The 24,033-nt window shown below is 39.7% G+C and carries 23 protein-coding genes and 1 pseudogene; 17 read left to right on the plus strand and 7 right to left on the minus strand.

Annotation, left to right across the window (positions count from 1 at the left end; all coding sequences use genetic code 11):
• Window positions 1-19: 19 nt before the first annotated feature.
• Together hutX and SWOO_RS20545 are read right to left on the minus strand one after the other, a co-directional pair.
• Window positions 20-526, minus strand: coding sequence for a heme utilization cystosolic carrier protein HutX (hutX, locus tag SWOO_RS20540; protein ID WP_012326588.1), 507 nt, complete (start codon window positions 524-526; stop codon window positions 20-22).
• Between the two features lie 96 nt (window positions 527-622).
• On the minus strand, window positions 623-2,659 hold the full coding sequence (locus SWOO_RS20545) for a TonB-dependent hemoglobin/transferrin/lactoferrin family receptor (protein ID WP_041418312.1): 2,037 nt from the start codon (window positions 2,657-2,659) through the stop codon (window positions 623-625).
• Between the two features lie 181 nt (window positions 2,660-2,840).
• On the opposite strand from SWOO_RS20545, the gene SWOO_RS20550 reads away from it, so the two are divergent.
• The 11 genes from SWOO_RS20550 (at window position 2,841) to SWOO_RS20595 (ending at window position 13,481) form a co-directional block, all read left to right on the plus strand.
• The gene (locus SWOO_RS20550) at window positions 2,841-3,587 is read left to right on the plus strand and encodes an energy transducer TonB (protein WP_012326590.1); all 747 of its coding nucleotides are present in this window, start codon (window positions 2,841-2,843) and stop codon (window positions 3,585-3,587) included.
• 38 nt (window positions 3,588-3,625) lie between these two features.
• Window positions 3,626-4,360, plus strand: coding sequence for a MotA/TolQ/ExbB proton channel family protein (locus SWOO_RS20555; protein ID WP_012326591.1), 735 nt, complete (start codon window positions 3,626-3,628; stop codon window positions 4,358-4,360).
• Window positions 4,357-4,770 (plus strand): ExbD/TolR family protein, encoded by a 414-nt coding sequence (locus SWOO_RS20560; protein ID WP_012326592.1) that lies wholly within the window; start codon window positions 4,357-4,359, stop codon window positions 4,768-4,770. Before SWOO_RS20555 ends, SWOO_RS20560 begins: the two co-directional genes overlap by 4 nt.
• A 42-nt stretch (window positions 4,771-4,812) precedes the next feature.
• Window positions 4,813-5,727: a heme/hemin ABC transporter substrate-binding protein gene (locus SWOO_RS20565; protein ID WP_012326593.1), complete on the plus strand. Its 915-nt coding sequence runs from the start codon at window positions 4,813-4,815 to the stop codon at window positions 5,725-5,727.
• Between the two features lie 41 nt (window positions 5,728-5,768).
• Window positions 5,769-6,785, plus strand: a complete 1,017-nt coding sequence (locus tag SWOO_RS20570; protein WP_012326594.1) for a FecCD family ABC transporter permease — start codon at window positions 5,769-5,771, stop codon at window positions 6,783-6,785.
• A gap of 12 nt (window positions 6,786-6,797) precedes the next feature.
• On the plus strand, window positions 6,798-7,562 hold the full coding sequence (locus SWOO_RS20575; protein ID WP_012326595.1) for a heme ABC transporter ATP-binding protein: 765 nt from the start codon (window positions 6,798-6,800) through the stop codon (window positions 7,560-7,562).
• A gap of 64 nt (window positions 7,563-7,626) precedes the next feature.
• Window positions 7,627-7,725, plus strand: a complete 99-nt coding sequence (locus tag SWOO_RS26120) for a DUF2956 family protein (RefSeq protein ID WP_229377255.1) — start codon at window positions 7,627-7,629, stop codon at window positions 7,723-7,725.
• Between the two features lie 132 nt (window positions 7,726-7,857).
• Window positions 7,858-9,159 carry a site-specific integrase gene (locus SWOO_RS20580; RefSeq protein WP_012326596.1) on the plus strand — a complete coding sequence of 434 codons (1,302 nt, stop codon included), beginning with the start codon at window positions 7,858-7,860 and terminating at the stop codon, window positions 9,157-9,159.
• Window positions 9,143-10,825 carry a hypothetical protein gene (locus SWOO_RS20585; protein WP_195742822.1) on the plus strand — a complete coding sequence of 561 codons (1,683 nt, stop codon included), beginning with the start codon at window positions 9,143-9,145 and terminating at the stop codon, window positions 10,823-10,825. Before SWOO_RS20580 ends, SWOO_RS20585 begins: the two co-directional genes overlap by 17 nt.
• Entirely contained in the window at window positions 10,815-13,070 is a 2,256-nt protein-coding gene (locus SWOO_RS20590; RefSeq protein WP_012326598.1) for a hypothetical protein, read from the plus strand. Before SWOO_RS20585 ends, SWOO_RS20590 begins: the two co-directional genes overlap by 11 nt.
• Before the next feature lie 3 nt (window positions 13,071-13,073).
• Window positions 13,074-13,481: a hypothetical protein gene (locus SWOO_RS20595; protein WP_012326599.1), complete on the plus strand. Its 408-nt coding sequence runs from the start codon at window positions 13,074-13,076 to the stop codon at window positions 13,479-13,481.
• Between the two features lie 61 nt (window positions 13,482-13,542).
• Here the strand turns inward: SWOO_RS20595 and SWOO_RS20600 are convergent, their stop codons facing one another.
• From SWOO_RS20600 to SWOO_RS20610, 3 genes are all read right to left on the minus strand, one after another.
• The gene (locus SWOO_RS20600; RefSeq protein WP_012326600.1) at window positions 13,543-13,881 is read right to left on the minus strand and encodes a DUF2956 family protein; all 339 of its coding nucleotides are present in this window, start codon (window positions 13,879-13,881) and stop codon (window positions 13,543-13,545) included.
• Window positions 13,882-13,996: 115 nt separating this feature from the next.
• Window positions 13,997-15,406 carry a DEAD/DEAH box helicase gene (locus SWOO_RS20605; protein WP_012326601.1) on the minus strand — a complete coding sequence of 470 codons (1,410 nt, stop codon included), beginning with the start codon at window positions 15,404-15,406 and terminating at the stop codon, window positions 13,997-13,999.
• Window positions 15,407-15,411: 5 nt separating this feature from the next.
• Window positions 15,412-15,939: a hypothetical protein gene (locus SWOO_RS20610; RefSeq protein ID WP_012326602.1), complete on the minus strand. Its 528-nt coding sequence runs from the start codon at window positions 15,937-15,939 to the stop codon at window positions 15,412-15,414.
• A 120-nt stretch (window positions 15,940-16,059) separates the two neighbouring features.
• Here SWOO_RS20610 and SWOO_RS20615 point away from each other — a divergent pair, with 120 nt between their 5' ends.
• The 6 genes and pseudogenes from SWOO_RS20615 to SWOO_RS20640 all read left to right on the plus strand — a co-directional run.
• Complete coding sequence (locus tag SWOO_RS20615; RefSeq protein WP_012326603.1) at window positions 16,060-16,266, plus strand: helix-turn-helix domain-containing protein; 207 nt, start codon at window positions 16,060-16,062, stop codon at window positions 16,264-16,266.
• 198 nt (window positions 16,267-16,464) lie between these two features.
• Window positions 16,465-17,025: a GNAT family N-acetyltransferase gene (locus tag SWOO_RS20620; RefSeq protein WP_012326604.1), complete on the plus strand. Its 561-nt coding sequence runs from the start codon at window positions 16,465-16,467 to the stop codon at window positions 17,023-17,025.
• Between the two features lie 119 nt (window positions 17,026-17,144).
• The gene (locus SWOO_RS20625) at window positions 17,145-18,062 is read left to right on the plus strand and encodes a ComEC/Rec2 family competence protein (protein ID WP_012326605.1); all 918 of its coding nucleotides are present in this window, start codon (window positions 17,145-17,147) and stop codon (window positions 18,060-18,062) included.
• Window positions 18,059-19,534 (plus strand): AAA family ATPase, encoded by a 1,476-nt coding sequence (locus SWOO_RS20630; RefSeq protein WP_012326606.1) that lies wholly within the window; start codon window positions 18,059-18,061, stop codon window positions 19,532-19,534. Before SWOO_RS20625 ends, SWOO_RS20630 begins: the two co-directional genes overlap by 4 nt.
• On the plus strand, window positions 19,521-22,091 hold the full coding sequence (locus SWOO_RS20635; protein WP_041417813.1) for an AAA-like domain-containing protein: 2,571 nt from the start codon (window positions 19,521-19,523) through the stop codon (window positions 22,089-22,091). The genes SWOO_RS20630 and SWOO_RS20635 overlap by 14 nt, the downstream gene beginning before the upstream one ends.
• Before the next feature lie 303 nt (window positions 22,092-22,394).
• A pseudogene (locus tag SWOO_RS20640) lies at window positions 22,395-22,652 on the plus strand (DUF2956 domain-containing protein); the annotation flags it as partial.
• A gap of 73 nt (window positions 22,653-22,725) precedes the next feature.
• On the opposite strand, the gene SWOO_RS20645 reads toward SWOO_RS20640, so the two are convergent.
• Together SWOO_RS20645 and SWOO_RS20650 are read right to left on the minus strand one after the other, a co-directional pair.
• A complete protein-coding gene (locus tag SWOO_RS20645; protein ID WP_012326609.1) occupies window positions 22,726-23,574 on the minus strand; it encodes an ion transporter in 849 nt (282 codons plus the stop codon).
• A gap of 165 nt (window positions 23,575-23,739) precedes the next feature.
• On the minus strand, window positions 23,740-24,030 hold the full coding sequence (locus tag SWOO_RS20650; protein WP_012326610.1) for a winged helix-turn-helix domain-containing protein: 291 nt from the start codon (window positions 24,028-24,030) through the stop codon (window positions 23,740-23,742).
• Window positions 24,031-24,033 lie beyond the last annotated feature (3 nt).

Genomic DNA, 24,033 nt, shown 5'->3' on the forward strand with positions numbered 1-24,033 from the left:
CTTACGCTATTTTGTAAAGCTAGGCCGCAATGGCTCGCTCCTTCAATGCATTAAAACGAGTCACCTGCTCAGGAAGGAGAACTCGGTTACTGTCCCGTCCCAGATACACCTTAAAGATCATCTCCCCCTCACTGCCAAAGAAGTTGATTGAGTGACTCTCCTTTCCTCTAAATGGACGGCTCACCAGTGCAATAGCTGTAAGACCATCAAGACTCAGATGACCGTGCAGACCATTACCTTGAGTGATCAAGTTGTAATAGCCATAGGCATACTTCCCCTGTGGAAAATCTCCCTTAAATTCAAAAATACTGCCTGAGACTGAGACTATGGTGGTCATTGGCCCCCAGTGAGGCAAACAGGAAAGCAGTTCATCTTTATCTACTAATGGAAATAGACAGACCTGCTCTTCGGGCAGGGCAGATACAACCACCAATTCAGAAGTTCCAAGTTCGGCAGCGGCCTGACTTGGCATCGCATTGGGGTGACTGTCGAAATACTCACGTATCACATCATTACTGGGCTGCATCAATTGACTCCATTTTTAAAGCTAAAACCGACGAGCAAGGCCTGACCCTTGCTCGCCGATCCGCTCTTGTAAACTAAAAACTAGTACTAGACCATGCTAGAAACGGTAACGGGCAGAGAGCTTCATGTTTCGCCCCTGTTCGTAGAGAGTCTGCCATGCTTGGCGATACTCCTCATCACCGATATTTTCAATGGCAAAGTCGACACGAAGACCCTCAAATGTTCCCATAGCAGGCTCCCATGCTAAGTAAACATCCCACAAAGTGTATGAATCGTAATCTTGCTTGTTCTCGCTTGGTAGTTGATCTTGCTGGGCCACATGGGTAACACGTGTGCCAAGCTTCATATCTCCCTCCATGATCCCCTGTGAGAGATCTACGCCAAACTTCTTAGCTGGAATATTGCTTAAGTACTCATCAGAGCGCTTATCTTTACCCTCTGTCTGACCATAGTTAAGTGTCAGACGAGTCTGGTTAAAGCGGTAACGTGTCTTAAACTCAAACCCAGTAAGACGAGCTTCGTCGACATTATTCCAAGAGGTTGTTTGCTCGAGCCCTGGAATACCCATAAGCGGGTTTGATACCGATTGCTCAATAAAATCGTCAACATCATTTCTAAAGACGTTAAGGGTGATCCCTAGCTCATCATTACCCGCTAAATCGGTGAAATGAAGATCGGCTTTCAGCTCTTTATTCTTCGCCTTTTCAGCCTTTAGATCGGGATTGATCTCGAAGGTGTTACATAAACCGCCGGGCAGAAAGCCTGGAATTGGCGGAATGCAGTAGTGGGTGCCTGTGGAGTACATCTCCTCAAAACTCGGCGCACGAAAAGCCTCATCGTAACGTGCACTAAGGGTTAGCCAAGAACTGGTATTCCACACAAGACCTAAAGAGGGAGACCATGCTGTGTCATCTGAAGATTTTGACAGCGTTTTGCTTTCATTTTCAAAAGTGTCGTATCTAAGTGCTGGCTCTAACGACAGTGAGTCTGTCAGTGTCACCTGCGCCTTAGCAAACGCCCCCCAAACTGATGTTTCACCATCAATATCACCTGGGCGCTGCCCCACCTGACCAGCATCATCTCTGACTGTTTTTATCTTGTCCTGATAACCATCGACACCATAGGTCAATGTTGTGCCGCCAAAGATAGAGCTGTTATTAATACTAAAACCTAAGGTCTCATATTCGGTGCTATCGATTTGGCCCTTAGTGACTCTGTCTTCATCATAATCTGTGCTGTTCCAGTAAAGCGTACTCTTGATATCTAAGTAAGGGTTACTGCTGGGGTTAAAGCTATGCTCTAAGGTGAAGTTTTTATCTTTCGTTTTACGCTTAACAAGCGGGACAGAGCTGCCCACTTCAGCCGCAGGATTACTAGGCACCAACTCGTCTGTATCTGAGAATCGAGCTGAGAACTGCAACCGCTGTTCATCACTTGGCTCCCAACCAAACTTCATCAAGCCACTGCTTCTTTGTGAAGCACTGTTTGCTAAGGTTTGATCTCTGCCTATCTTGATATTATTACTGTCGTTATAGCTCCCATTAATCAACCAATCAAAGCGATCTGCAACACCATAAATTGCACCGCTGGTTTTTACATTATCGCCATTAGTTTCATAACCTTGTTTAAGGTAACCGCCAAAGCTCTCACCTTCATCGAGCATCTCTTTAGCTGACTTGGTATTTTGCGCTACCACACCACCAATAGCACCACTCCCCCACAAGCTACTGGCTGGACCGCGAACTACCTCAACCGAGCTTAGGAGCTCAGGATCCATAAAATAAGTTCCTCTGTGCCCTGAGGCCGTATTTTGTCTGGCACCATCTATAGTCTGCAGAACTCGCTGCCCCCCCAAGCCTCGGATCTCAACCCCTTGTGATGAGGCTCGGGGGCCATTACTAACAGTGACATTGGCTTCATTTTGCAATGCTTCTGCCACAGATGCAGGCTGCGCCTCTTGTAGCTCCTCTTCATCGACAACTGCAACGCTGCGGCTACTTTGTGATGCTTTTTCAGCTATTCGAGTAGCAGTCACTAGTACTTCATCAAATTCAGTTACTTGTTCAACTTGTTGGGCGTAAGCAGTTGAGCTAAAAGCCATGGTTAGTGCAACCACAACAGGCTTCTTGGTCATCATCTTCATCTTCGAGTTCTCAGTTTTATGCAGTTATATGTAAGGTATATGTGGTTATAAGGTCTATTTTTGGCACTCTACCTGAGAGTAAAAAATATATCAAATGAAAATCATTATCATTTGCGATCTTATTTCTATTCGTATATCTTGAATGGGTAATAAACAAAGAAGCCCAGCAAACATGACACCTAAACGATATTTTACCTTTGCCTGTTTAACTGCCCTCATTCAGGGTGGGGTCATAGCATCTCAAGGAAAACCACCACAGCTCCCAGCTGGGGTAGCGATGGGTTCACTCCAAAGTGTGAGCATCGCACTCTCTACACCTGCCGCTCAGGCATCACAAACTGTAGATAGTAAGCCTGTAGAGAAAAAGGTGGATCAAACAGCCGAGATAAGCACAACACCTGAGCCAAAGAGTAAACCCAGCACTCCGAAAACAGTGGTGCATCAAGTCGCTAAACATAAAAAGCAGGTTGAACAAAAGAGGATAGATAACAATTCAGCCTCACAGACTAAACCGAAAAGTAAAATAACTGAGCTTAATCAACAAGCTGACACAGAGACATTAATCGCTGATACAGAGCCCAAAGCAGACTTAGCCTCCAAACAAGTCGAGGCCCAGGCGAAACAGGGAGTATCACAAGCCAGTATCGCCCTGAGCCGCCCCACTTTTTCGGTGCCTCCATCACGGCCCAGTTACCCTAAACTGGCCAGAAAACGAGGATTTGAAGGAACTGCAACTATCGAAGTGATGTTTAATCAGATAGGAGAGCAACTCTCCCTCACCTTGATCAACAGTTCAGGCTTTAACCTACTGGATAGGGCTGCTTTGAGCGCAGTAAAGAGCTGGCAATTCGCGGCTCCATCACCACAAACAGCCTACGCCTATACCGTGAGAGTGCCGGTTAAATTTGCCCTTAACTAAATAAGCTGAAGATTAGTCATATCATCAAGGAACGCCCCATGCCCCACTCGCTTTATCACACTCTGAGTGAACAGTTAGGTTATCTCACCTGGCCGCTGTTTATCTGCGCTTTCATCACCTTGATGATCATCTTGGAGCGACTAGCTCTTATGCTGTTTGAGCTGCCTAAACGTGATACTTGGCTAACTAAGCTTAGAGAGGGAACAAGTAGCGCTACCTCGGAGCAGTGTCAGCAGCTATTAACCCAGCTAAGCAGAGGCAATAGCATGTTGGCTAAAGGCAGCTATCTTCTACTCACACATAGGGATCAGAGCCGCGAGATGCGCGAAGAGATCATCAATCTGTGGCTGCTAAAACAGCGTGGAAAACTGCAATCGGGACTAAAAGTACTGCAGGTGATGGGGATCATCACTCCCCTACTTGGATTATTGGGGACTGTGCTTGGACTGATAGAGATGTTTAACCAACTTGGATTATCACAAGGCCCAGTAACGCCAGCGCAACTCGCATCTGGGCTAGGGTTAGCCATGAATACCACTGCGGCAGGACTTATTATCGCCGTACCTGCAATCACCTTAGCTCACCTATTCACCCTCTGGGCAGAGCAGCGCTGCAGTAATATCGCCCACGGACTTAACCAGCTAAACCTCTGGCTAGATGGTTTTGATCAAGCCATGAAAATAGGTCAAGAAGCTGCTGGCCACCAACAGATAATGACGCAAACCAGTTTAGACAAGATTCAGGAAAACAGGCCTGAGAGCACCACATCATGATAGAAGTTAAACATGAAGGAAATAACACGATTTCTGGACTAGATCTCACGCCTCTAATCGACATCATCTTTATCGTTTTAGTCTTCTTGCTGCTCACCGCTAACACTCAGCTACTTAGCCTACCAGTGGATGTTCCCACAGAGTCCAGTGCTGAACTAACCCCGATAGATCAAGTTGAAAATATCACGATTAATGTTCTTGCTACAAAGCCTCACTGGGCACTCGACGGAATACCCTTTGAGCAGTTTACAGAGTTTGAACACGCCTTTATCAAGCAGTATCAGCAACAGAGCGAGGCCAAGGTGATTATTGCCGCTGACAAAACTGCGCCAGTCCAACCTTTAATGGCTTTACTTTCACTGCTGCAGAGGCAGCAGATAACCAATACTCAAATTTTGATGGAACAGTAACCAACAGTTCCATCAACACATCTATCGATTTGGAGAGATATCATGTTAAACAAGACGAAATTAAATGGCTTTATTCCGCCGAAAATAGTCGCCACAACCTTGCTTTGGGCTGGGCTGTCAGCTGGCGTTTCGGCACATGATGCAGAGCATCATAATGAAGTCACTCGCCTTATCAGTGCGGGAGCAGGTATGACAGAGCTGGTCATTGCACTCGATGCTGGCGATGAGCTCGTTGCAGTCGACTCCACCAGTCAACTTCCTGAAACCTTTAGCTCGGTAGAGAAATTGGGTTATCACAGAATGCTATCAGCTGAAGGGATTTTAGCCTTAGAGCCAGACTTGGTCTTGGGAAGCGATGCCATGGGGCCGGAAACCACCTTAGAGGTACTAGAAGGCGCCGATATTAAAGTCGTAAAACTTGCAGGGGCGGAAACTGCAGAGCAACTGCTAAGTAATATTAATAGGCTAGGTGAACTGCTAGACAGGCAGAAGCAGGCTGAGACACTTAAATTTCGTGTTGCCCAATCCTTCGATTCAATTAAGCAAAAAAGAGTGAGTATTACAGGTTCTGACAAGGTTCCCTCTATCCTGTTTATGTTGCTGCAAGATGACAGGCCCGTTCGTGTTGGCGGTGAAGGAACAGCTGCCGATACCATCATTAAGCTCGCAGGCGGAAAAAATATCGCAGACTTTGTTGGCTACAAAAGTCTCTCTCAAGAGGGAGTACTAGCGCTTCAGCCGGATCTTATCTTAATTTCAAGCCGCTCAGAGAGTGAGGAGCAGAGCGCGCCAGATAAAGTCTTAAAGCAGATGCCGCTGCTTATCCACACTCCCGCGGGTGAACATAAGATGATCCACAGCTTAAAGGCACAGGCACTGCTCGGAGGATTAGGTCTAAGCTCGCTCGAAGCCGCTGATAAGTTAGCAAGCAGTCTTATTGAGATACAGAAGTATTAGTCGATCTCAAATACAGCAAACTTTAGAGAAAGATAACTACTATGGAAAATCGCGCCTGGCTTTGGCCTAGTATCCTTACTTTTTTAGTGATCACTTGCCTACTATCGATTGTGACTGGACCACTACAGATAGCTCCCTTGACCAGTTTCAGTGCGGTGCTGAACTGGGCAACACATTTAGAGCTTGGCGCTGTCGCTCCCCACGAACAGCTCGTCATTAATAACGTTCGCCTTCCTAGGACACTGCTGGCCATGACTGTCGGTGCAACGCTAGCTCAATGTGGCGCCGTGATGCAGGGGCTATTTCGCAACCCTTTGGCAGATCCCGGGATCATAGGCGTTTCATCCGGCGCTGCTCTTGGCGCTGCTATTTGTATCGTGCTTTTCCCTGGAAGTGGTGAGTACTCAGTCGCCTTCGGGGCATTTATTGCAGGCCTAATTACGACACTGGTGGTTTATCGTTTAGCCAGTAGTTCATCGGGAACCTCTGTCGTCCTGTTGCTACTTTCCGGTGTCGCTATTGCAGCCTTAGCAGGGGCTGGTATCGGTTTACTAACCTACTTGGCTGATGACATGGCACTTAGGGATTTAACACTGTGGCAGATGGGTTCTATTGCTGGGGCGCAGTGGCAATATGTCACCTTAAGCCTGCTGGCACTCCTGCTGATTAGTTGGCAGTTCTATCGCTCCTCTAAAGCATTAAACGCCCTACTGTTAGGTGAAGCAGAAGCACGCCATTTAGGGGTCGAGGTAGATCAATTAAAGTTTAAGCTTATTTTTCTGTGCGCTGTTGGCGTTGGGATCTCCGTTGCCGCCACAGGGATTATCGGCTTTATCGGGCTGGTGGTGCCCCATATAGTCCGCATGATTATCGGCCCAGATCATAAGCGTCTACTCCCCATTAGCGCCGTACTCGGTGCCATTATCTTAGCTTTAGCCGATGTAGGAGCCCGCTCATTGGTCGCTCCCTCAGAGCTGCCAGTAGGGTTAGTTACCGCTATGCTAGGTGCGCCATTCTTTATTTTTATGCTGCTAAAGCAGAAAAACAGGCTGATTTAGGAGCTTAAAACCATGATAGATATCAAGCATGTTTCAGTCAGAATTAATCACAAGCCAGTACTCACCAATATCAATCTGCATATTCCATCTGGCAAAGTCACCGCGTTACTTGGCCCTAACGGTGCAGGAAAGTCCACCTTGCTTAAAAGTCTCAGCCAAGAGGTGCAACTCGATGCGGGAAATATAGCCTTAAATGATCGACCTGTGCAGGATTTTGATCGGCTTGAATTAGCCAAGCATCTCGCTGTTCTACCACAACATGCCAGCCTCACCTTTCCATTTGCGGTTCATGAGGTCGTCGCAATGGGACTCTACCCTTTGACCTTAAGCAATAAACAGGGGATGGAATTAGTGGACGAGCAGCTCAACAGGTTAGCGCTAACCTCCTTAAAATACAGGAGCTACCCAACACTCTCAGGTGGTGAAAAACAGAGGGTGCAACTGGCCCGTGTTCTCACCCAACTCCAGCAAGCACAAAGACCGCCAATATTACTCTTGGACGAGCCCACTTCCGCATTGGATCTGGCCCAGCAACACAGAGTCCTATCCTTAGCAAAAGAGTTGGCCCACCAGCACAACTATGCTGTGGTTGTGGTACTACACGACCTTAACCAAGCCTCACGCTACGCCGATAACTTAGTGATCCTTGAACGTGGCCAGATTGTAAGTCAGGGGACAGCAAGAACCACCTTAACACTGCAGACCATCAAACAGGTCTGGCAATATGAACCTCAGATAGTTAACGCCCCAGGATGTGAAACACCTTTGCTATTTTAAGGGCCATATACCTCACCAAGGATTTTCGATATAGTCTTTGCCATTCGCGCTTAAGTAAATATGAATGATGGCAAAAACAATCTCAAACGAAACTCAAAATGAAGCCATGAAGGTGGCCAAGGCGACTCAAAAACCGGGACAGACCATTATATACGGAAGCTAAAACGTAAAAGAGAATAGGTCTATAAATAACAACAAAAACTTAAACTTAAACCTTAAATAGCATTCAAATATTGACAAAAATTCAAACTACAGTCTAAATTATTAAAACTTATAATGTACGGCATAAACTGTAATGCATTTAAAGATAGAGAAAATCACAGTAAATGGTGAACAAAGCGTTTTCTACACTGATGGATTTGGATATCCTATTTCAGGTAATTTATCTGTCGATTATGCAAGTAATTACATTTGTTTAGAAAAGAGCAGTACGACTATCAAGTCAAGAGAAACAACAGCTAGGCATTTACTCTTTTGTTTAAACTACTTTATCTATAATGACATTGATATCGTCAACCGTGTTGCCTCTGGAGAGTTCTTTAGTTTTTTTGAATTAGATAAATTTTCCAATCACTGCTTTCTTAAGCAAAGAATAATTAACAAAACCAAATCATCAAATATTGTTTCCTTCACTCCAAAAGACTCGATATCTCCATCTACACGCAAAACAACATGCCGACAAAATCAAGTATCTAATACAACTGCACGTGAACGTTTAAGAGCATTGAGAAGCTACTTAGAGTACCTTTATGAACGCTTTTATGGCTTTAACTCCCCTACTCGCCTGAAAGAGCATTATGATAATGTTATTAGGCATTTAAACAGGGAAGTAAATAAAGCTAAGCCTAACAACACAAGCGTAATAGACATTGATGAAGAAGTATTCACTCAAGAAGTCATTAATAAAATATACGAGATAACACTGGTTGGTCACCCTAGCAATCCTTTCAAACGCTCACAGTTAAGAAACCGTGTCATAATCGATACCATTTTTGATATAGGCATACGAAGAGGTGCGTTACTAAATTTAAAATTAGGAGATATCAAAGACGAGGAAACACCCCGTTTAGATATTATAAATAGAATAAACTTCGATGATCCAAGAAAACATCGCCCAACACAAAAAACACAAAGTGGTGTAATAGGTACCCAATTTAGCACTATTCGAAACTTGAAGACTTATATTGAAACAGTTCGAGATTCATATACTTCAACCACGAAACCTAGCCCTCTTTATCCAAAAGCATTAGAGCATGACTTCATATTTATCTCTGAATACGGCACAACCAAAGGCCACCCCCTATCAATTACAGGTTTCAATTATATTTTTGACGTTTTATCTGAGGCTGTGGGAGTAAATATTCATCCACATTTAATTCGCCACCACTGGAATTACAACTTCACAAGACAAGCCGAAAAAGCTGGTCTAACAAGCCATGAAACGGACAAGCTGAGAAAGCATCAAATGACTTGGAGTGAAAATTCTACAATGGCGAGAATTTACAATAAAAGAGCAACTTTAGAGAAAGTAAGAAAAATTAAACAGAACTACCAAAATCAATTATTTTATACGGGAAGTCATGATGACAACAGCTGAAAAAACAAACTATCATCCCGATTTAAATACTCCCATTTACGCTCTCGATAAAGGCTATAGTTTCATTCCTTCCTCAGATAAATGGGTTATAGCTGTAAACACCACTCTAGACGTTGGTTTTATACACCAATCAGAACTGTCTAAAGAGCAAAAAGAAGACTTATTGAATATTCTAGCCTTTAGGGTAACTTGTGTAGGAGATACATCTGCGAAGAAATCTTGTAGAGCTTTTAAAAGATTCCTCATGAACCTAAAAGGAAAAATGACGTTCGAGTCGACTCTGGCATCATACAACACACTAACAAGCACCTACCTAAACGCATTCTCTTTTTCAGTGAGAGACTTTGCTCTAGCTGGAAAGAAATTTCAGGAACAATCTCTTAAAAAACTTTATTTAGACAAGTGTAAAAAATACCAAAACACACAGTTTACAAGGAAAATGTTTGACTGTAATAGAGGTGCTCATACACCTATTGAGCTTGAAAGCGTATTCGAAGGTATGCGACTTTTAACCCAAAAAATGCATCAAATGCTGAATATTCCGCAAGCATTTAATCGAAAATACGGACATCCCCACACCTTAATTTCTGGACTAGCATTAGTGATTATGATGTCAGTGCTAAGAAGACCTGTCCAACTACGTCAGATAAAAATGTGCGACTTTCGAACAAAAGGCGATAGCTTAAATGAACACTTTTCCGATTCAGATATATTAATTGATTATGATGAGTTAAAACTACAAACCTTCAGAGCCAAATGTAAATACTTAAAAGAAAGAGAAAATTTAGATGAGGATTTACACCTTCTAAATCGCTCTAATAGCAGGTTAATTTTAAAATATATATCAATACTTTTTAACGAGCACTTAAGCGCCCTTACAGCCAAAGGCATAGAGTTAACTAAAACTGAGAAAAAGGAAATATTTAGTCGTTTCCCTCTATTCCCAACTTATGAATTAATTATCGCAAGCGAGATAAATTCAAAAGAACAACTATTTTGCGCACTACAAATTGATAATACTTTAAATCATGTCAGTAAGGATTCCCTCGCTAAAGGTATCAATGATGTTGTGGATAAAGTTCTTGCACCACTCTATCATTCCGACCGTGTAACAAGCCCCATAAATCGCATCACCGGCAACAATAGAATTCGACACACCATACTAACTAAAGGTGCAAGAGATGGCCTTGATGGAATAACTCTTTCAGCAATAACAGGAGTTACACCAAAAGCTGTAGCAGCTTATATTGATATAACAGCTCAAGAACGAGCGATGATAGATGACATATTTGGAAAAAATGCCACATTAGTTAACTTTGGCAAGATAAAAGTTCAAAACCAACTATACCCAAGTAAAGACATTGCATTTGATGAGTTTGGTGATAAGTACGGTTCATTTGAAAGTAACTCTAGATGTATGGGGTGTAGAGAAAAGCTACCAGTCCCTCTCTGTTGCTATGGATGCGATAATTTCACTGCGCTATCAACAGGAAACCATAACCACCAATTAGAAAAAGTCATTCAAAAGTATGATTTCAATAAGCGCAATGGGCAGTCAGAGGTAGCATTAATGCGCTTAGAAAAAGCAATAAAACGAATTAAGGCAACTATTGATATATGCACTAGATATAACCGTAGTATGGAGATAACTCTTCATGATCAATAAGTACTTAAATAAGTTACAAAATGACTTTAACAATATCGCTTGGGATATACGCATAAAAAACAAGAGTAGAGAAAAATTTCCGACTAAAATCGATGACACTATAGAAATAACCCCAGCAGGCGGAAACCCCACCTACCTCGTACTGTATAGCAAAAAAGCAGCGGGAAAGGTCGTATCACATAAAATGCTCTTTAGACCTGAATACAGGATCAACATTCACCATAAAAATATACTCGTCTTATTCCTAAATGCTCTTCTGACAAATACCAATGTAAAAATAGAAACAACAACAAGGCTTGTTAGATATGCTCTTGTTTTTCTAGATCTAATCGATAAATCTCCACACAATTTAAGACAAATTGATTACGATAACACTTACAAAGCATTCAATGAAAAGCTTCACATTGCCTGCAATTATTTTATTAAATGGTGCTCATCAAATGGGTACTGTGAAAGAATTAGAACTAAGCCACCGAAGATAAAAACAGCAACTAATGGACTTCAAAAACGGAAAGATAAACTACCTCAAGAGGCCAGTATTATTGCCCTTGGAGAGATATTTCAGCAAGTCATCCCTGAAGATGAGAGCCTTTGGGATACCAGCCCAAAAGCTAATCATGCCGACGCTTTTTCTTTATCTATAATTGTATTATCACTAGCTAGTCCCAACCGAAGCATGGCTGAAATACGTACGCTTCATAAGCAAGAATTAATTGAATACAAAGATTGGAATAATCTCGATAGGCTTGGTAAGCCGCAAATTCGTTACTCTCTAATGTGGAAAGGTAGCAAAGGATATAAAGAGTACGAAAACCATATATTGTCTACGATGTCTGACGTAGTTAAACGAGCATTGAGATACATGGAACGTGTAACTGCGCCATATAGGATTTTGATGCAATTCTGGTTCAAGCAAAATTCAACCATAAATGAGCTGTTTCCTATTACTAACGAAATTTTAAACTCTAGGCTTAAAACTCTGAAGCTGACACCTTTTGATTCACTTACTTTTGTTCAACTTGGATTTTTACTCGGCCTGCATCAAAATATAGTTTTCACTCTAAAAATGAATAAATTATCTGGGATGGGTTCGATAAAGAAAGACATCCATATTTCTATGCTTAAATCAGATTTCTCATGCTACATATCTGAGTATTGTGGAGCTTCCTTGATAGGCTTTAAGAAGTTTGCAGGGCTAATCCTTACTAAGGGAGAACTTAAACTAGATAGGTTCGTCACTATAAAGGATATTCAACAAGCACTATTTAAAATGATCTCTCACTCATGGAAAACGTTTCCCCGTATAACCACAAATGGGGGAAAATGTGACAAGGGAAATGAAGTCGATATTCGCGAAGCAATGTGGTGCCTGTCTGGAGCGAGTGTAGGAGGACATGGTGGAATGTACGCACCTTTCCTTCCTGATGCTATGGAAGGGCTTATTAAAAAGGAGCTTAAAGGCCGCCTCTTTAGAAAATATGGATACTCTGAACGATTACGAATGAGTGCACACCAATTTAGACATTACCTCAATCATAATAGTGATATTAACGGCCTCTCTCATTACATCATAAATGCTTGGTCTGGCAGAGCGGATAGTAGACACATTCAGAATTATCTTCATGAAACAGAAGAGGATAAAATAGCTAGAATTCCGATAGTTGAACCCATAAACAACGAGATAGACATTAGAGTTCACTCACAGAAAGAGTTTGAAAAACTACGTAAACAGCAATCGATTACAAGTATTACTTCAGTTGGCTTTTGCACTAAAGATTTACGCTATATCCCCTGTACCTATCTAAGTGAATTCGAAACTCAATGTACGTTTTGCGAACAATCATGTCACATAGCACACGATCAAATTGGGATAAAAATCCTTAAAGAGGATTATGCATTACAAAATGAAAGACTAAGTAAACATCTTAATTGTCCTAATAAACGTAATGAGAACGCAAAAAAATGGTATAGAACGCACAAAGCAAATACCGATTTGCTTTGTCAATTAATCGAAACGTTAGAAGACCCGCTAATACCTAGGGGGGCTGTTGTTAGGGTGATAACAGAAACAAAAGAAATTAGGATCGCTGACTTAGATAAGAAGTCTATTTCAACAAGAAAGCTTTATTTAAAAAATATGGAAGATGACATCCAACACGGGTTGGAAGATTGTGCCCCTATCGAAAAAAAACCGTTTGAAAAAGATACTGAACAGTTCATAGAAAACTTCTGGGGAGATTTATAACTCATGGCAAAACCTTCATTATCAACAACTCAAGTGCGCCAAATTGAAAAAATTCTTTATCGATGGTCAGGTAAACTAACCTGGGAAGAACTAGTTGATCAGCTTGAAAACGAGTTAGAGATTACTACTACTCGTCAAACCTTAAATTCCTACAGTTCTATAAGCGGTGTTTTTAAGTCCACAAAAACCCGACTTAGGGGAATAAGTGAGAACTATCAAAACTCCCCTAACGTCTCCCTTGAGAAAGCTAGTCTGCTCGATAAAATAGAAAAGCTTGAGAATGAAATCATTGGCCTCAGAACACAAAACCAACAATTTCAAGGTCTTTTGAATGACATAAGAATGGAAGCTGAAAGTACTCCCCTGCTAATGGATTTGCTTATTTCGGTTAAACGAAAACATCAAGGTTAACAGTGCAACCACTTAAAACTGCTGAAATACAAAAAACACTAAAACTCATCTCATTGTATGGCTACATTAAAACGATATAGGCTCCGAAAAAGAGCCAAGAAATCACTAATAAAATCCATGGCAAAGAGTTACTTGCCGCACGATTACCATTAACTATATCTTCTAGTGGTAAAGCATTTTCTTCATTGTTTTTTTGTTTGATTGATTGCTTTTTTGCTTTACTCGCCGCTCTAGCTTTAGCTTTTTGTTGTTTTTTATACAGTTCTATCCCGTTTTGTATTCCTTTCGCTATTAACTTAGTCTGCTCTTTGTCTTGACCAGGCTTTTGAGTTGCACGAGCGATCTGTGTGGCTTCATCAACTGTTTTCTGTGATGGCTTTTGAGCTACTTTCTTAACCATTTGAAATTATTCTCATTACTTACATGAACCACCAAATTATACAGTAATAACAACCATTGGTAAGCTGTGCACAAGTAGACTCTTAATAAGTTTATATAAATAACCCTACAAGGCGTCAGAACGGAGAGTTAAAAGTCGAGACGACCTTTTCTCTAAAGCCTCCTAACATCTCAAGCGATGAGCACTTATCTCTAGAATCTTTTTGATTTTGAAGTGACGTTGAAAAGCTTTGCTTCGAGCCTTCCATTTGTGGGGAATCGAAACTAAATGTATTCCTTTCGAGGGTAAAATTATCTCTTTTTATTGTTTCTGCTTTAGACTCATCAATTGAGAAAACACTATCACCAAACTCTCTAAATACTACTGGAACATCTGGTATTTCTTCAGCTAGACGGTTCGCAAACTCAACCAATTTAGGTTCGGCAAAGGTGTAAAGCCAAGCATCTTGGTTTTTAGTCTTGTTTATCCGTAAAACCCTACCTAAAACCTGCCTAAAATAGAGCTCTGTTTTAACTCTACTTAGGTGACAGCACACTTGTAAACGTGGAATATCAGTACCTTCACTAATCATCCCTACACTGACAATCCAATTGATATTACTGCTTCGAAACTCATTGATTTTGTTAGAAGGTTGATCTTCTTTATACGTAACTATTTCAGCGGTTTGAGCATATTCAGTCTTGAGTATATTCAAGATGTAAGCGGCGTGTTCTAACGATGATGCCACGATAAGTCCTGCCGCATTGGGGTTATGTTGTTTAATACTTTGGAGTCTGCGTGTAGCCAAAGTTAAAACGTGTCTAATTGCTTCACTATTTTTGATAACAGCCTGATACTGAATAGAAGAGCCTTTAAATAATTCATCCAAACAATTGAAAATCTTAGTCTGATTGCCTTCGTTAGTAACAGATAATTTCGCATTATCAATCAACACAATTTTTGGATTACGGCATACACCATCAGCTACCGCTTGTCTCAAGCCGTAAACATAGTCACATTGAATTTGTTTTTCGGGATCAATATATCGAGACAAGACAATAGGAGCTTGATCTGAACGCCATGGAGTACCAGTTAATGCTAGAGTGTATTCAGCCTGATTCTGAATATTAAGTAAGATCTCCTCTCCCCAAGCATTTGCATCCTCAAGAGTGCTTCCTGCACAGTGATGGATCTCGTCAAAAACAACCAATACGCGGTTTTGTTTTAATAACAACCAGAAGTCATCTTTGAAAGACAATAAACTTTGATATGTGTAGGAACAACCCACCGCACCAATTACGCCATCAAAGCGGCAGCCAAGACGTTTAAGAAAAGTATGCTTTATTCCTTGCGATATATTTACTGAAGGTGAAAAACAAAGCACAAAATCAACAAGGTCTTGCTCAAGTAACTGAGCTGCTACCTCAGCTGCCATAATCGTTTTTCCTGCGCCAGGTGTAGCAAGGCAAAGGAAATGCCTATGTTTTGCATTATAGTGCTCTAGAGCGCGATTGAGGCACTCTAGTTGCCATTGTCTTAGGTGCATACTGGTTACTTTAGTTGATAGGCGAGAACAGATTTAATCGCTTTGATTTGCCCAAGTAGTTTCGAGCTATTTTCACGCGCTTGTAAATACATGGATTCAAGGTGAATCTTCATTTCAGGGAAAGATTCATATAGACGCATATATTCTTCTGACTCGCCAATGCTTGTAAGAAGGTCGATTTCAGTTTCTTTAAGACGCTCTTCAAGTCGCTGGACTCCAAAACTGGTATGAGTAGTCATTAGGCCTAGAGGCTTCGACTTACTTTGAATTATAAAGTTTGCTTTAAAAAATAACTCAGACTTCTGGTACGTAACACCTTTGGAGTTTTTAGTTCCATTTTTTAGTAACCCCCCTTTCTTAACAAGCCTAAGAATTTGTCTATACACATACTTACGAGCCTCGATGAAATCTTGAGCCACTGAAGAGCTTGCTAAATATGCATCCCGTAGTTGTGTCACATGGAAATTGTCAAAATTCTCATCCTGGAGAATATCATTTAACTGGGCGTTCATTTTTATGGATGGATTCGACATTACTCTCTCACAAGGGACTGCTAGTAGGACTCGTAGAGTCCTTATTATCAAATGCGGATTATAATCCGTGGCTTTATAAGCCGCAACTTTGGATAGTCTTTCTCTTTAACGAGATGAAACATGAAAGACTTAGCAATCCAATTTGGTCTTAAATTGCGTGAAAAACGCAAAGAGCTTGGGATTTCTCAGGATAAATTGGCATTACTAGCAGAGATCGATCGCAGCTATGCAGGACGAATAGAACGTGGAGAAGTGAACATAACACTAGAGAAAGCCTATCAATTAGCTGAAGTGTTAGGCTGTGAAGTTAGAGAGTTGCTCCCTTAATACCGATAAAAGCGTCAACTACAGGCAACGCTAGGACCTCTGCATTATCTGGGACCGCGTAGTCCAATTAGATACATTCATAATCATAGATTTTTCTTTAATTTCAATAATTAAAACGGTAGAATTTAGATTGGCTACGATAGTAGCTAACAAGTTACACACCCTGCATAATCATGCATAAATTTAAATGGAATTAAAATGAACATAATAGACATAAAGCTAACAAATGGTTTTGATAGGTCAGTCGTAGAAGATCTAGTTTTCTTTTCTCTTCTACCATTCAAAAACTACTCTCAAGAAACATTGGTAAGCTTTTTTATAGAGTGCATGTCTTCAATGGATCTAAATATAGCTACATTACATGTATTACAAATTGAAAACAAACCTACAGCGTTTGCATTTATTTTGGATGCATTTGAAGGGCAAAATGATAGTGCTCCCCACTTACATGTGTTAAGCGTTTTCCCTTCAAAACAAAAACTTAATATAGGCAGCGAATTCCTTCAATGCGTCATAGCTAAAAACAACTTTACAGGTTTAACACTAGAGTGTGATGAAAATACAATCCCATTTTTCGCGAAAAATAATTTCACGAAAAGGGATGTTACTTTAGAGTGTGGACAATATTCGATGTTTTATGGTGATGCAGAGAAAAAGGATAGATTTAAACGCCCGCAGGTTGAAGGTGAAGCTCTTGAAAAATATTTAAATGATTATTATGCATGTTCACAAAGACTAGAAGAAAAAGGGCATATCTGAACATAACAGGACTAGCGAAGCTCCTGGGCATTTTAAACAACTTAAAATGCCTAGGAACTAAAACTTTTTAATCATAGCGCTAGTAATTTTTAAGGAAAAATATTGAGTACCATCGAATTATGAAACTCATCGCTTTTAGAGCCCTTCAAGGAGACTCATTCCTATTACAAAGCGGTGACACGAATATATTGGTCGATGCTGGAATGCCAAATACTTTTGGTCAAATATCGGCTGCTTTATCAGGCCGCTCTTTAACCGCTGTATTCATATCTCATGTTGACTACGACCACTTAGGTGCATTGTTTAATTTGATAAAAGAAGCACCTATACTTGTGAAACATTCTGTTTTCTACATGAATACACCACATTTAGCAACAGAGTACCAAGGCGAAGAAGTTGGTTTCAAACATGGTGATTCACTACAGGAACTCCTAATAAAATGTAATAAAAGCTTTCAACCTCTATCTAAAGGACGGATATTAGATTTTAAAGATATAGAAATAGAAGTGCTTTGGCCTACCCCATCAATCAACGAAGAATTATATAAGAACTGGAACTCAAGTAAAATCCTAGAAGAAAACCAATATACTTATCTAAAGAGGCAACAAAACAATGGTGATATAATAAATAAATCCTCATTAGTGTTGTTGTTATCATACAAAGATAACTCTATTTTATTCTTAGGTGACTCCCACCCTGAAACTATCTGCAAATCACTAATGGATAAAGGGTACAGCAATACATCCCCCTTGAAATTAGATTTATTAAAATTATCACACCATGGCAGTAAACATAATACTTCCATAGAATTACTTCGACTTATCAGGTGCGATAATTTTTATATATCAACAAACGGAGGTAAGTATGGTCACCCTGACAAAGAATTAATTGAACTCATTCAGTCATATGCCGTCGAATCTAAAAAAATCATTAACGTTTACCTCAACTACGACATTGAAATAGACATTAAAGAAAAGTGCACCATAGAACTAACAATGTTGAAATTCAAAAACCAAAACGAGTTAGAATTTATATGAACAACTTCCACTCTAACTCCAGTAAACTATGCTCTCGTTTAAAAATCAACAATGCATCTATTGGCAGCTGCGTTGTTTTAAAAACTCCCAAAAGAGTAGTGGCAATTAGCTGCGCACATGTTATATACGGAGAAGAGCATGAGACAACCATTGTTGATGCAAATCAAATTACAGTTGAAATAGATGGGACAGCGCATATTTGTTCAAAAATCTTATCTCCTTTAGCAGATTCAAAAGCAACCGACATGGTTGTTATTGAGCTAGCCGATACCACTCTTCTCTCCACTTCAAGTTTATGTGAATTGAAGGTTTGTTTAGACGTAAACGAATCTATATTAGGCTACAAGCAAGCAATGGTGTTACTGCCAATCCAAGATAGCTGCCATTCAGTTGTATCATTGACTAAATTTAATAAAGAAGTCGATGAGCACTCATTCCAAGTAGAAGTTCATAAGCAAACCTTTGTAGATTATGACAAAGGCGCAGCTGGCGCAGCTGCCTTTAAAGGTATTTCTGGTTCTGGTCTATTTGTAGACATGAATGATTCTATATATTTAGCAGGAATACTATCTAAACTTCCAAAGTCATCTGTTGCATCAACTGTAGTATTCCAATCACTAAAGCCATTAACATCCATACTACCAGAGCTTAAAGAATCAATATCGTTAAAAAAGGGAACTTCTAGCACACCTGGTGACATCAATGACGTATGCTTTGTTAACTATACAGGTAGATCGCAGAAATATTACCAAGAAAGAGCTTGCGACAGAGACTTTTGCTCAAATATCAAACACAACAGAAATATTTGGTTAAGTGGAGACTCTGGCACGGGAAAAACAGCAATACTACTTCGTAATTTAATTGATAACAAAGTGAACTATATATATTGCGACCTACAACCAGTTGAAATTTCATCCCCACTGGATATTTGGCAAGGGGTAATTGAAGACGTAGAATCCCATACAGAAAAGAAATTCGAAAATAAAGAGTTCACAGTTAAATTCATGACCAAATACCTTTTGTCATGTAATTTCAAAAGTGACACAATATTGGTTATTGATGAGATGAGTTGCTCCAAGAAGGATATTATTGAAGACTTTTGTAAAGATGCGATAGCATTAGTGAGCTACTATATAAAACAAAGTAAAACTAAAAATCTAACGTTTGTTATATCAAGCATATTCTCACCTAGCAAAACTGAATTTAATTACGGTAAGTTTCTTGAGTCATTTGATAATTTATCGTCAAACGAATGGACTGATAGCATATCAAACTTATTTGACATTCAAAACTCGTCTCTTGGTAATCGCATAACTCCAGAAGGTAAAGAACTAATTTTAAGTCATTGTGGCTCATTACCTAGATTGTTGACGCTTATTATAAGTAGAATATATAGAGCGAATGACTTTGAAATATCTTCCATACATCAAGCATGTAAGAAATTAACTAAAGAGTACTATGAATATGTCTAAAAAGGTCTTAAAGAAATATACAACAATTCCTTCAAACCTATATGTCGAACGAGAGGCTGATAGGCAACTTACAGATATAATTGAGGAAATGCAAAGACCTGGTTATGTTCTTGTTGCACGACAAATGGGGAAAACCAACTTACTTTTCAATGCCAGACGAAATTTAGAAACTAATGATAGAAAGTTTGTTTACATTGACCTTTCCAATAATTTCGAAACAGAAAGAGAGTGTTATAATTACATAACCGACTCAATTTTGGACGTGTTAGAAGACGAGTTATGGGAAATCAGACCTGAAATAGAGGAAATAAGAAAAATTACAAGAACTGACCATAGCAGCTATACAAGATCATTATCAAAGATTTTGAAATGTTTAGGTAAAGACTTGGTAATCATACTGGATGAAATTGATGCACTGAGGACGTCAGGATACTCTGACAACATTTTTGCTGTCATTAGAAGTAATTATTTCACTAGAAGCAACTTCCCTGAATTCGAACATTTAACTTATATTTTATCTGGTGTTATAGAACCAAAAGATTTAATTAAAGATAGAAACAAATCTCCTTTCAACATCGGTGAAAAAATATACCTAGAAGATTTCTCCAAATCCGAATTCGATGGATTCATCGTAAAAAGCAAATTAGACATAAGTAAAGAAGTTGCCGACCACATATACTCATGGACAGCAGGAAATCCAAGATTGACTTTTGATGTGTGTTCAGAAATTGAATCTGAAATAAACAGCGGATTTAATGTGAACGAGTTACACATAGATAATTTAATAAAAAAGAAATATCTAACAAGTTTTGATATTGCTCCTATTGATCATATTCGCGAACTAGTTTCTGATAATAAAGAAATTCAAGATGCAGTAACACAGCTTTTATCAAAAGAGGGCTCTATCAACATATCTGACAAAATTAAAAGTCAACTATACCTCTACGGAATAATATCATCAGAAAACAATATAGATAACATAAAGATAAAAAACAAAATAATCGAACTTTCGCTTAGTTTATCTTGGATTAAGTCATTGTCTGACAATACACAAACTATTTTAGATAGGGCGATAACCTTAGTAGAAGTGGCAAATGATTATCACCAGGCAATAGAGCTGTTATACTCTATATTAGATAAAATTGACGATAGAGATTTAACTATTCGCTCACTAGCACTCTACTATCTTGGTTTTTCTGAACATAGTATCGGAGAGTATGAAAAGTCAAATAAGCATTTTTTAGAGAAGCAATTCTCTAAAAATGCTTCTCCATTTATGCATTTTAGGCAATGTCTGTTTATTGGTCTTAATTACTACAAACTTGGTAAAAAAGATTTAGGAGACCAGCAATTACAGTATGTTGTTGATAATTACAGCAATACTGTTACTTGGGGGAATGCAGCCTTAAACTTGGCGATGAATAATGAAAACAAAGAAAGCTCGCTAAAACTCTTAGAAAGCATCGTGGACATGAATGACAATATTCAACCTGAAGTGGATTCTGAGACAGAAACAAAAAGCAGCATAAAAAAGATAAAGTCATATGCTTATTATTACCTGAGCACATATATAGAAAAAGACAGCAAAATACTAGGCTACCTAGAAAAAGCTATTAAGTTAGATGTTAATGAACATATTCCATTTTTAATGCTTGTAAAAGGTAGAGCATTGAAAAATGATGAAAAAGTAATTATCGAAAACATAATAGATTACATTATCAACAAACAAGTTAGCTTCTCAGACTTAAAGTCAAGCTCCGCTTCCATTGATTATAGCTATAATATGCATGCAAGCTTTGCAGCACTTTGCTTTTTACATTCGATAGATAATTTCGATAAGTTCAAAGACTATTCAATAAACTATTTGAATTTGTTAGAAGAAAGTTTTTTTCACGATGCACTACAATATATAGGTGAACCATTAGATAGAATAAACTTCATTGAATTCTACTTGGATAAACTATCAAATTTATCCTCCATTAGAATGTATCGGTTATACATTAATTGTTTAATGTATGTCAATCACCCTCCACTAAAGTATCGTGAAGATTATATCAACGCTATTTTAGATAAAGGCTATATTGAAGATGAAGATATCCCCAACATCTCTTTGCTAATAAAAATCAGCACAACAAATGAGCCTCAAAACATAACATTAGGATATATAGAGTCTATAAAAAAACTCGCATTCAATATTGACGAAAGTATAGGATATGACTCTAGTGTAATATTCTTCTGGGCTTTTGAATTTTTCAACTCCATTAATGACACTGAAAATAAATACCTATTTGGGCATGAGGTACTTAAACGACTGAATATGTCAAAATCAAACAAGACAGTTATTGATGATGAAGGTGAAAAATCCCTTAAATCTCGCGTTATGTCAATTCTACACAAAGAAAATGCTTTACCTCCTCTAAAGCCTGTAAAGAGGCAACATAATTACGGTAGAAATGACCTAATAAAAGTTAAGTATAGAAATGGCGAAGAAAAAACAAATAAATTCAAAAGATTAGAGAAAGATATAAAGAGCGGTGACTGCACAATCATTGAGTAGTTCTAATTATATCTAAAGGTTAAGTAAAGATACCTTAACCAAATTAGGTAGCCCATGACGTAATTGACTTATATCGCTGGGCTCCAACCTTTTTTATAGATAGCTCTACAAAGCTTATCTGCGTAGGATTTTGTAAAGGATTATTAGCCGCTTTTGAGCCCCGCTATCCTCCTCAGCAAACGGAAAATAAAAATTGATTACACTAAGAAAGATTTTGTTAAGGATGAGAAAAAATTTCCAGCATAAAAACATTAACTTAAATAAAAAAAGCCTTTTACAACAAGCTTTATCCATACTTAAATGTCAAAAGAGCAGACTAAGCTGATTGCGGCCGGTATCGAAAAAGGGATTGCTGAATATAAAAAGCAGCACAAGAGTAAAGCTCGTGACAGAGACAAGGCTCGCAAGCAAGATATCAAGGCAAAAGCTCGCGCTAATGCCGATAAAAGCGAAGCCAATACAGAGGAAGAAACAGACACCAGCTCCACAACTCAATACCTGCCTTGGGGGCTATTGCTATTGAGCTGGGCTGGATTTATTGGTTTCTATTTTACCCGTTAAAAACGGGAAGTTCTGAGCTACGAGCCTATCATTTCAACTCGTAGCTCGAAACTCCTAACTCGCGACAGGGAGTCTACCCCGCCTTTTGTATCAACATCCCTTTGAGCTCGGCTATCTGGGCTTTAAGCTCAGCCACATCGGCCGCACTGGCAGGTTTGTCTACCTCAGCACTCTTGCCTGACTCTAAAGCCAGCTCATCGGCCTCCTCTTCCCGCATAGCCTGAGTTTCTTGGGTCATCACATCCAGCACTGCACCCACCATCATATTTAAAAACACGAATGCAGTCAGGAAGATAAAACTTAAGTAATAGAGCCAACTTAGGGGATACACCGCCATAGTCTCATACATAACCGAGGTCCACGATTCAAAGGTTGATACCCTAAACAGGGTTAACATGGCCACCGACACATCGCCCCAGAGAAAATCATTGATATGAGCGAACAACATGCTACCTATCGCGCCGTAAATGTAGAAAATCACAAACATCAGTAGGGCGATATAACCCATACGAGGGATCGCTTTAAGCAGTGCATTGACCAACATTCGCAGCTCGGGGATCATCGACACCAAACGCAGCACCCTAAAGATACGCAGCAGTCGTGCAATCAAAATACCTGCGCCACCAGCCGGAATTAAACTACCAATAACAATCAGGGTATCGAAGATGTTCCAGCCGTTACTGAAAAACTTTTTCGGTCCATCACTGGCCAGAAAACGGATAACAATCTCAATAGCAAAAAACACCGTGATCCCCACGTCTAACACAACTAAGCTCTGCTCCATCCATGTGGGAAGATGGTAGGTGTGCGCACCAATTGAAAGCGCAGAAACGATAATCACAAAAATAACAAAGCCCTGAAAGGCCTTACTGTTATCAATCAACTTAAGCTTGCTCTGTAATCCAGAAACATTTGCCAGCACGACATTCTCCTAGCATGTATAAGGTATAAGGTTTGTTTATGTATGGATGATGGAGTGGAAATTCAAGGCAGAGAGGTAGTTAGCCATAAGCACCACAGCCGATCGAATCTAGCAGAGATTACTTAAGAGGAGCTTAATAGAGGCTAGAGGCAATAGCTAAATAGCTTATGCTAAAATCTCAGTTATCTCACTTAGATGAGTATCAACCCAAGCACTGCTGATAGGCCCCCAAGTTATGATGCGGTAGTAGCCAGAGTTATTGCGCTCACCATCTTGAATAAAACGGCACTCGATGCCTATGTCACCCAATACGGCGATGGCATCTTGCAGTGTTCGTCTAGGCATTCCAGTTAATTTATTTAATGAGAGCAGATTATGTTGTTCACTGTCGATATGATGTGCAAGGTAGAGTTTGCGCAAAAACGCTTTCTTCTGTTTAGAGATCTCAATGTCCAAATC

Origin of the sequence: Shewanella woodyi ATCC 51908, assembly GCF_000019525.1 — a bacterium.
Lineage (GTDB): Bacteria > Pseudomonadota > Gammaproteobacteria > Enterobacterales > Shewanellaceae > Shewanella > Shewanella woodyi.

Excerpts from the sequence above, each read along its gene's own strand:
- SWOO_RS20615 (WP_012326603.1), top strand. The coding sequence starts at position 16,060 with ATGAAAGACTTAGCAATCCAATTTGGTCTTAAATTGCGTGAAAAACGC.
- SWOO_RS20560 (WP_012326592.1), top strand. The coding sequence starts at position 4,357 with ATGATAGAAGTTAAACATGAAGGAAATAACACGATTTCTGGACTAGAT.
- SWOO_RS20630 (WP_012326606.1), top strand. The coding sequence starts at position 18,059 with ATGAACAACTTCCACTCTAACTCCAGTAAACTATGCTCTCGTTTAAAA.
- SWOO_RS20635 (WP_041417813.1), top strand. The coding sequence starts at position 19,521 with ATGAATATGTCTAAAAAGGTCTTAAAGAAATATACAACAATTCCTTCA.
- SWOO_RS20600 (WP_012326600.1), bottom strand. The coding sequence starts at position 13,881 with ATGGTTAAGAAAGTAGCTCAAAAGCCATCACAGAAAACAGTTGATGAA.
- SWOO_RS20590 (WP_012326598.1), top strand. The coding sequence starts at position 10,815 with ATGATCAATAAGTACTTAAATAAGTTACAAAATGACTTTAACAATATC.
- SWOO_RS20605 (WP_012326601.1), bottom strand. The coding sequence starts at position 15,406 with ATGCACCTAAGACAATGGCAACTAGAGTGCCTCAATCGCGCTCTAGAG.
- SWOO_RS20555 (WP_012326591.1), top strand. The coding sequence starts at position 3,626 with ATGCCCCACTCGCTTTATCACACTCTGAGTGAACAGTTAGGTTATCTC.
- SWOO_RS20550 (WP_012326590.1), top strand. The coding sequence starts at position 2,841 with ATGACACCTAAACGATATTTTACCTTTGCCTGTTTAACTGCCCTCATT.
- SWOO_RS20575 (WP_012326595.1), top strand. The coding sequence starts at position 6,798 with ATGATAGATATCAAGCATGTTTCAGTCAGAATTAATCACAAGCCAGTA.
- SWOO_RS20570 (WP_012326594.1), top strand. The coding sequence starts at position 5,769 with ATGGAAAATCGCGCCTGGCTTTGGCCTAGTATCCTTACTTTTTTAGTG.
- SWOO_RS20545 (WP_041418312.1), bottom strand. The coding sequence starts at position 2,659 with ATGACCAAGAAGCCTGTTGTGGTTGCACTAACCATGGCTTTTAGCTCA.
- hutX (WP_012326588.1), bottom strand. The coding sequence starts at position 526 with ATGCAGCCCAGTAATGATGTGATACGTGAGTATTTCGACAGTCACCCC.
- SWOO_RS20625 (WP_012326605.1), top strand. The coding sequence starts at position 17,145 with ATGAAACTCATCGCTTTTAGAGCCCTTCAAGGAGACTCATTCCTATTA.
- SWOO_RS20620 (WP_012326604.1), top strand. The coding sequence starts at position 16,465 with ATGAACATAATAGACATAAAGCTAACAAATGGTTTTGATAGGTCAGTC.
- SWOO_RS20580 (WP_012326596.1), top strand. The coding sequence starts at position 7,858 with ATGCATTTAAAGATAGAGAAAATCACAGTAAATGGTGAACAAAGCGTT.
- SWOO_RS20610 (WP_012326602.1), bottom strand. The coding sequence starts at position 15,939 with ATGTCGAATCCATCCATAAAAATGAACGCCCAGTTAAATGATATTCTC.
- SWOO_RS20565 (WP_012326593.1), top strand. The coding sequence starts at position 4,813 with ATGTTAAACAAGACGAAATTAAATGGCTTTATTCCGCCGAAAATAGTC.
- SWOO_RS20585 (WP_195742822.1), top strand. The coding sequence starts at position 9,143 with ATGATGACAACAGCTGAAAAAACAAACTATCATCCCGATTTAAATACT.
- SWOO_RS20595 (WP_012326599.1), top strand. The coding sequence starts at position 13,074 with ATGGCAAAACCTTCATTATCAACAACTCAAGTGCGCCAAATTGAAAAA.
- SWOO_RS26120 (WP_229377255.1), top strand. The coding sequence starts at position 7,627 with ATGATGGCAAAAACAATCTCAAACGAAACTCAAAATGAAGCCATGAAG.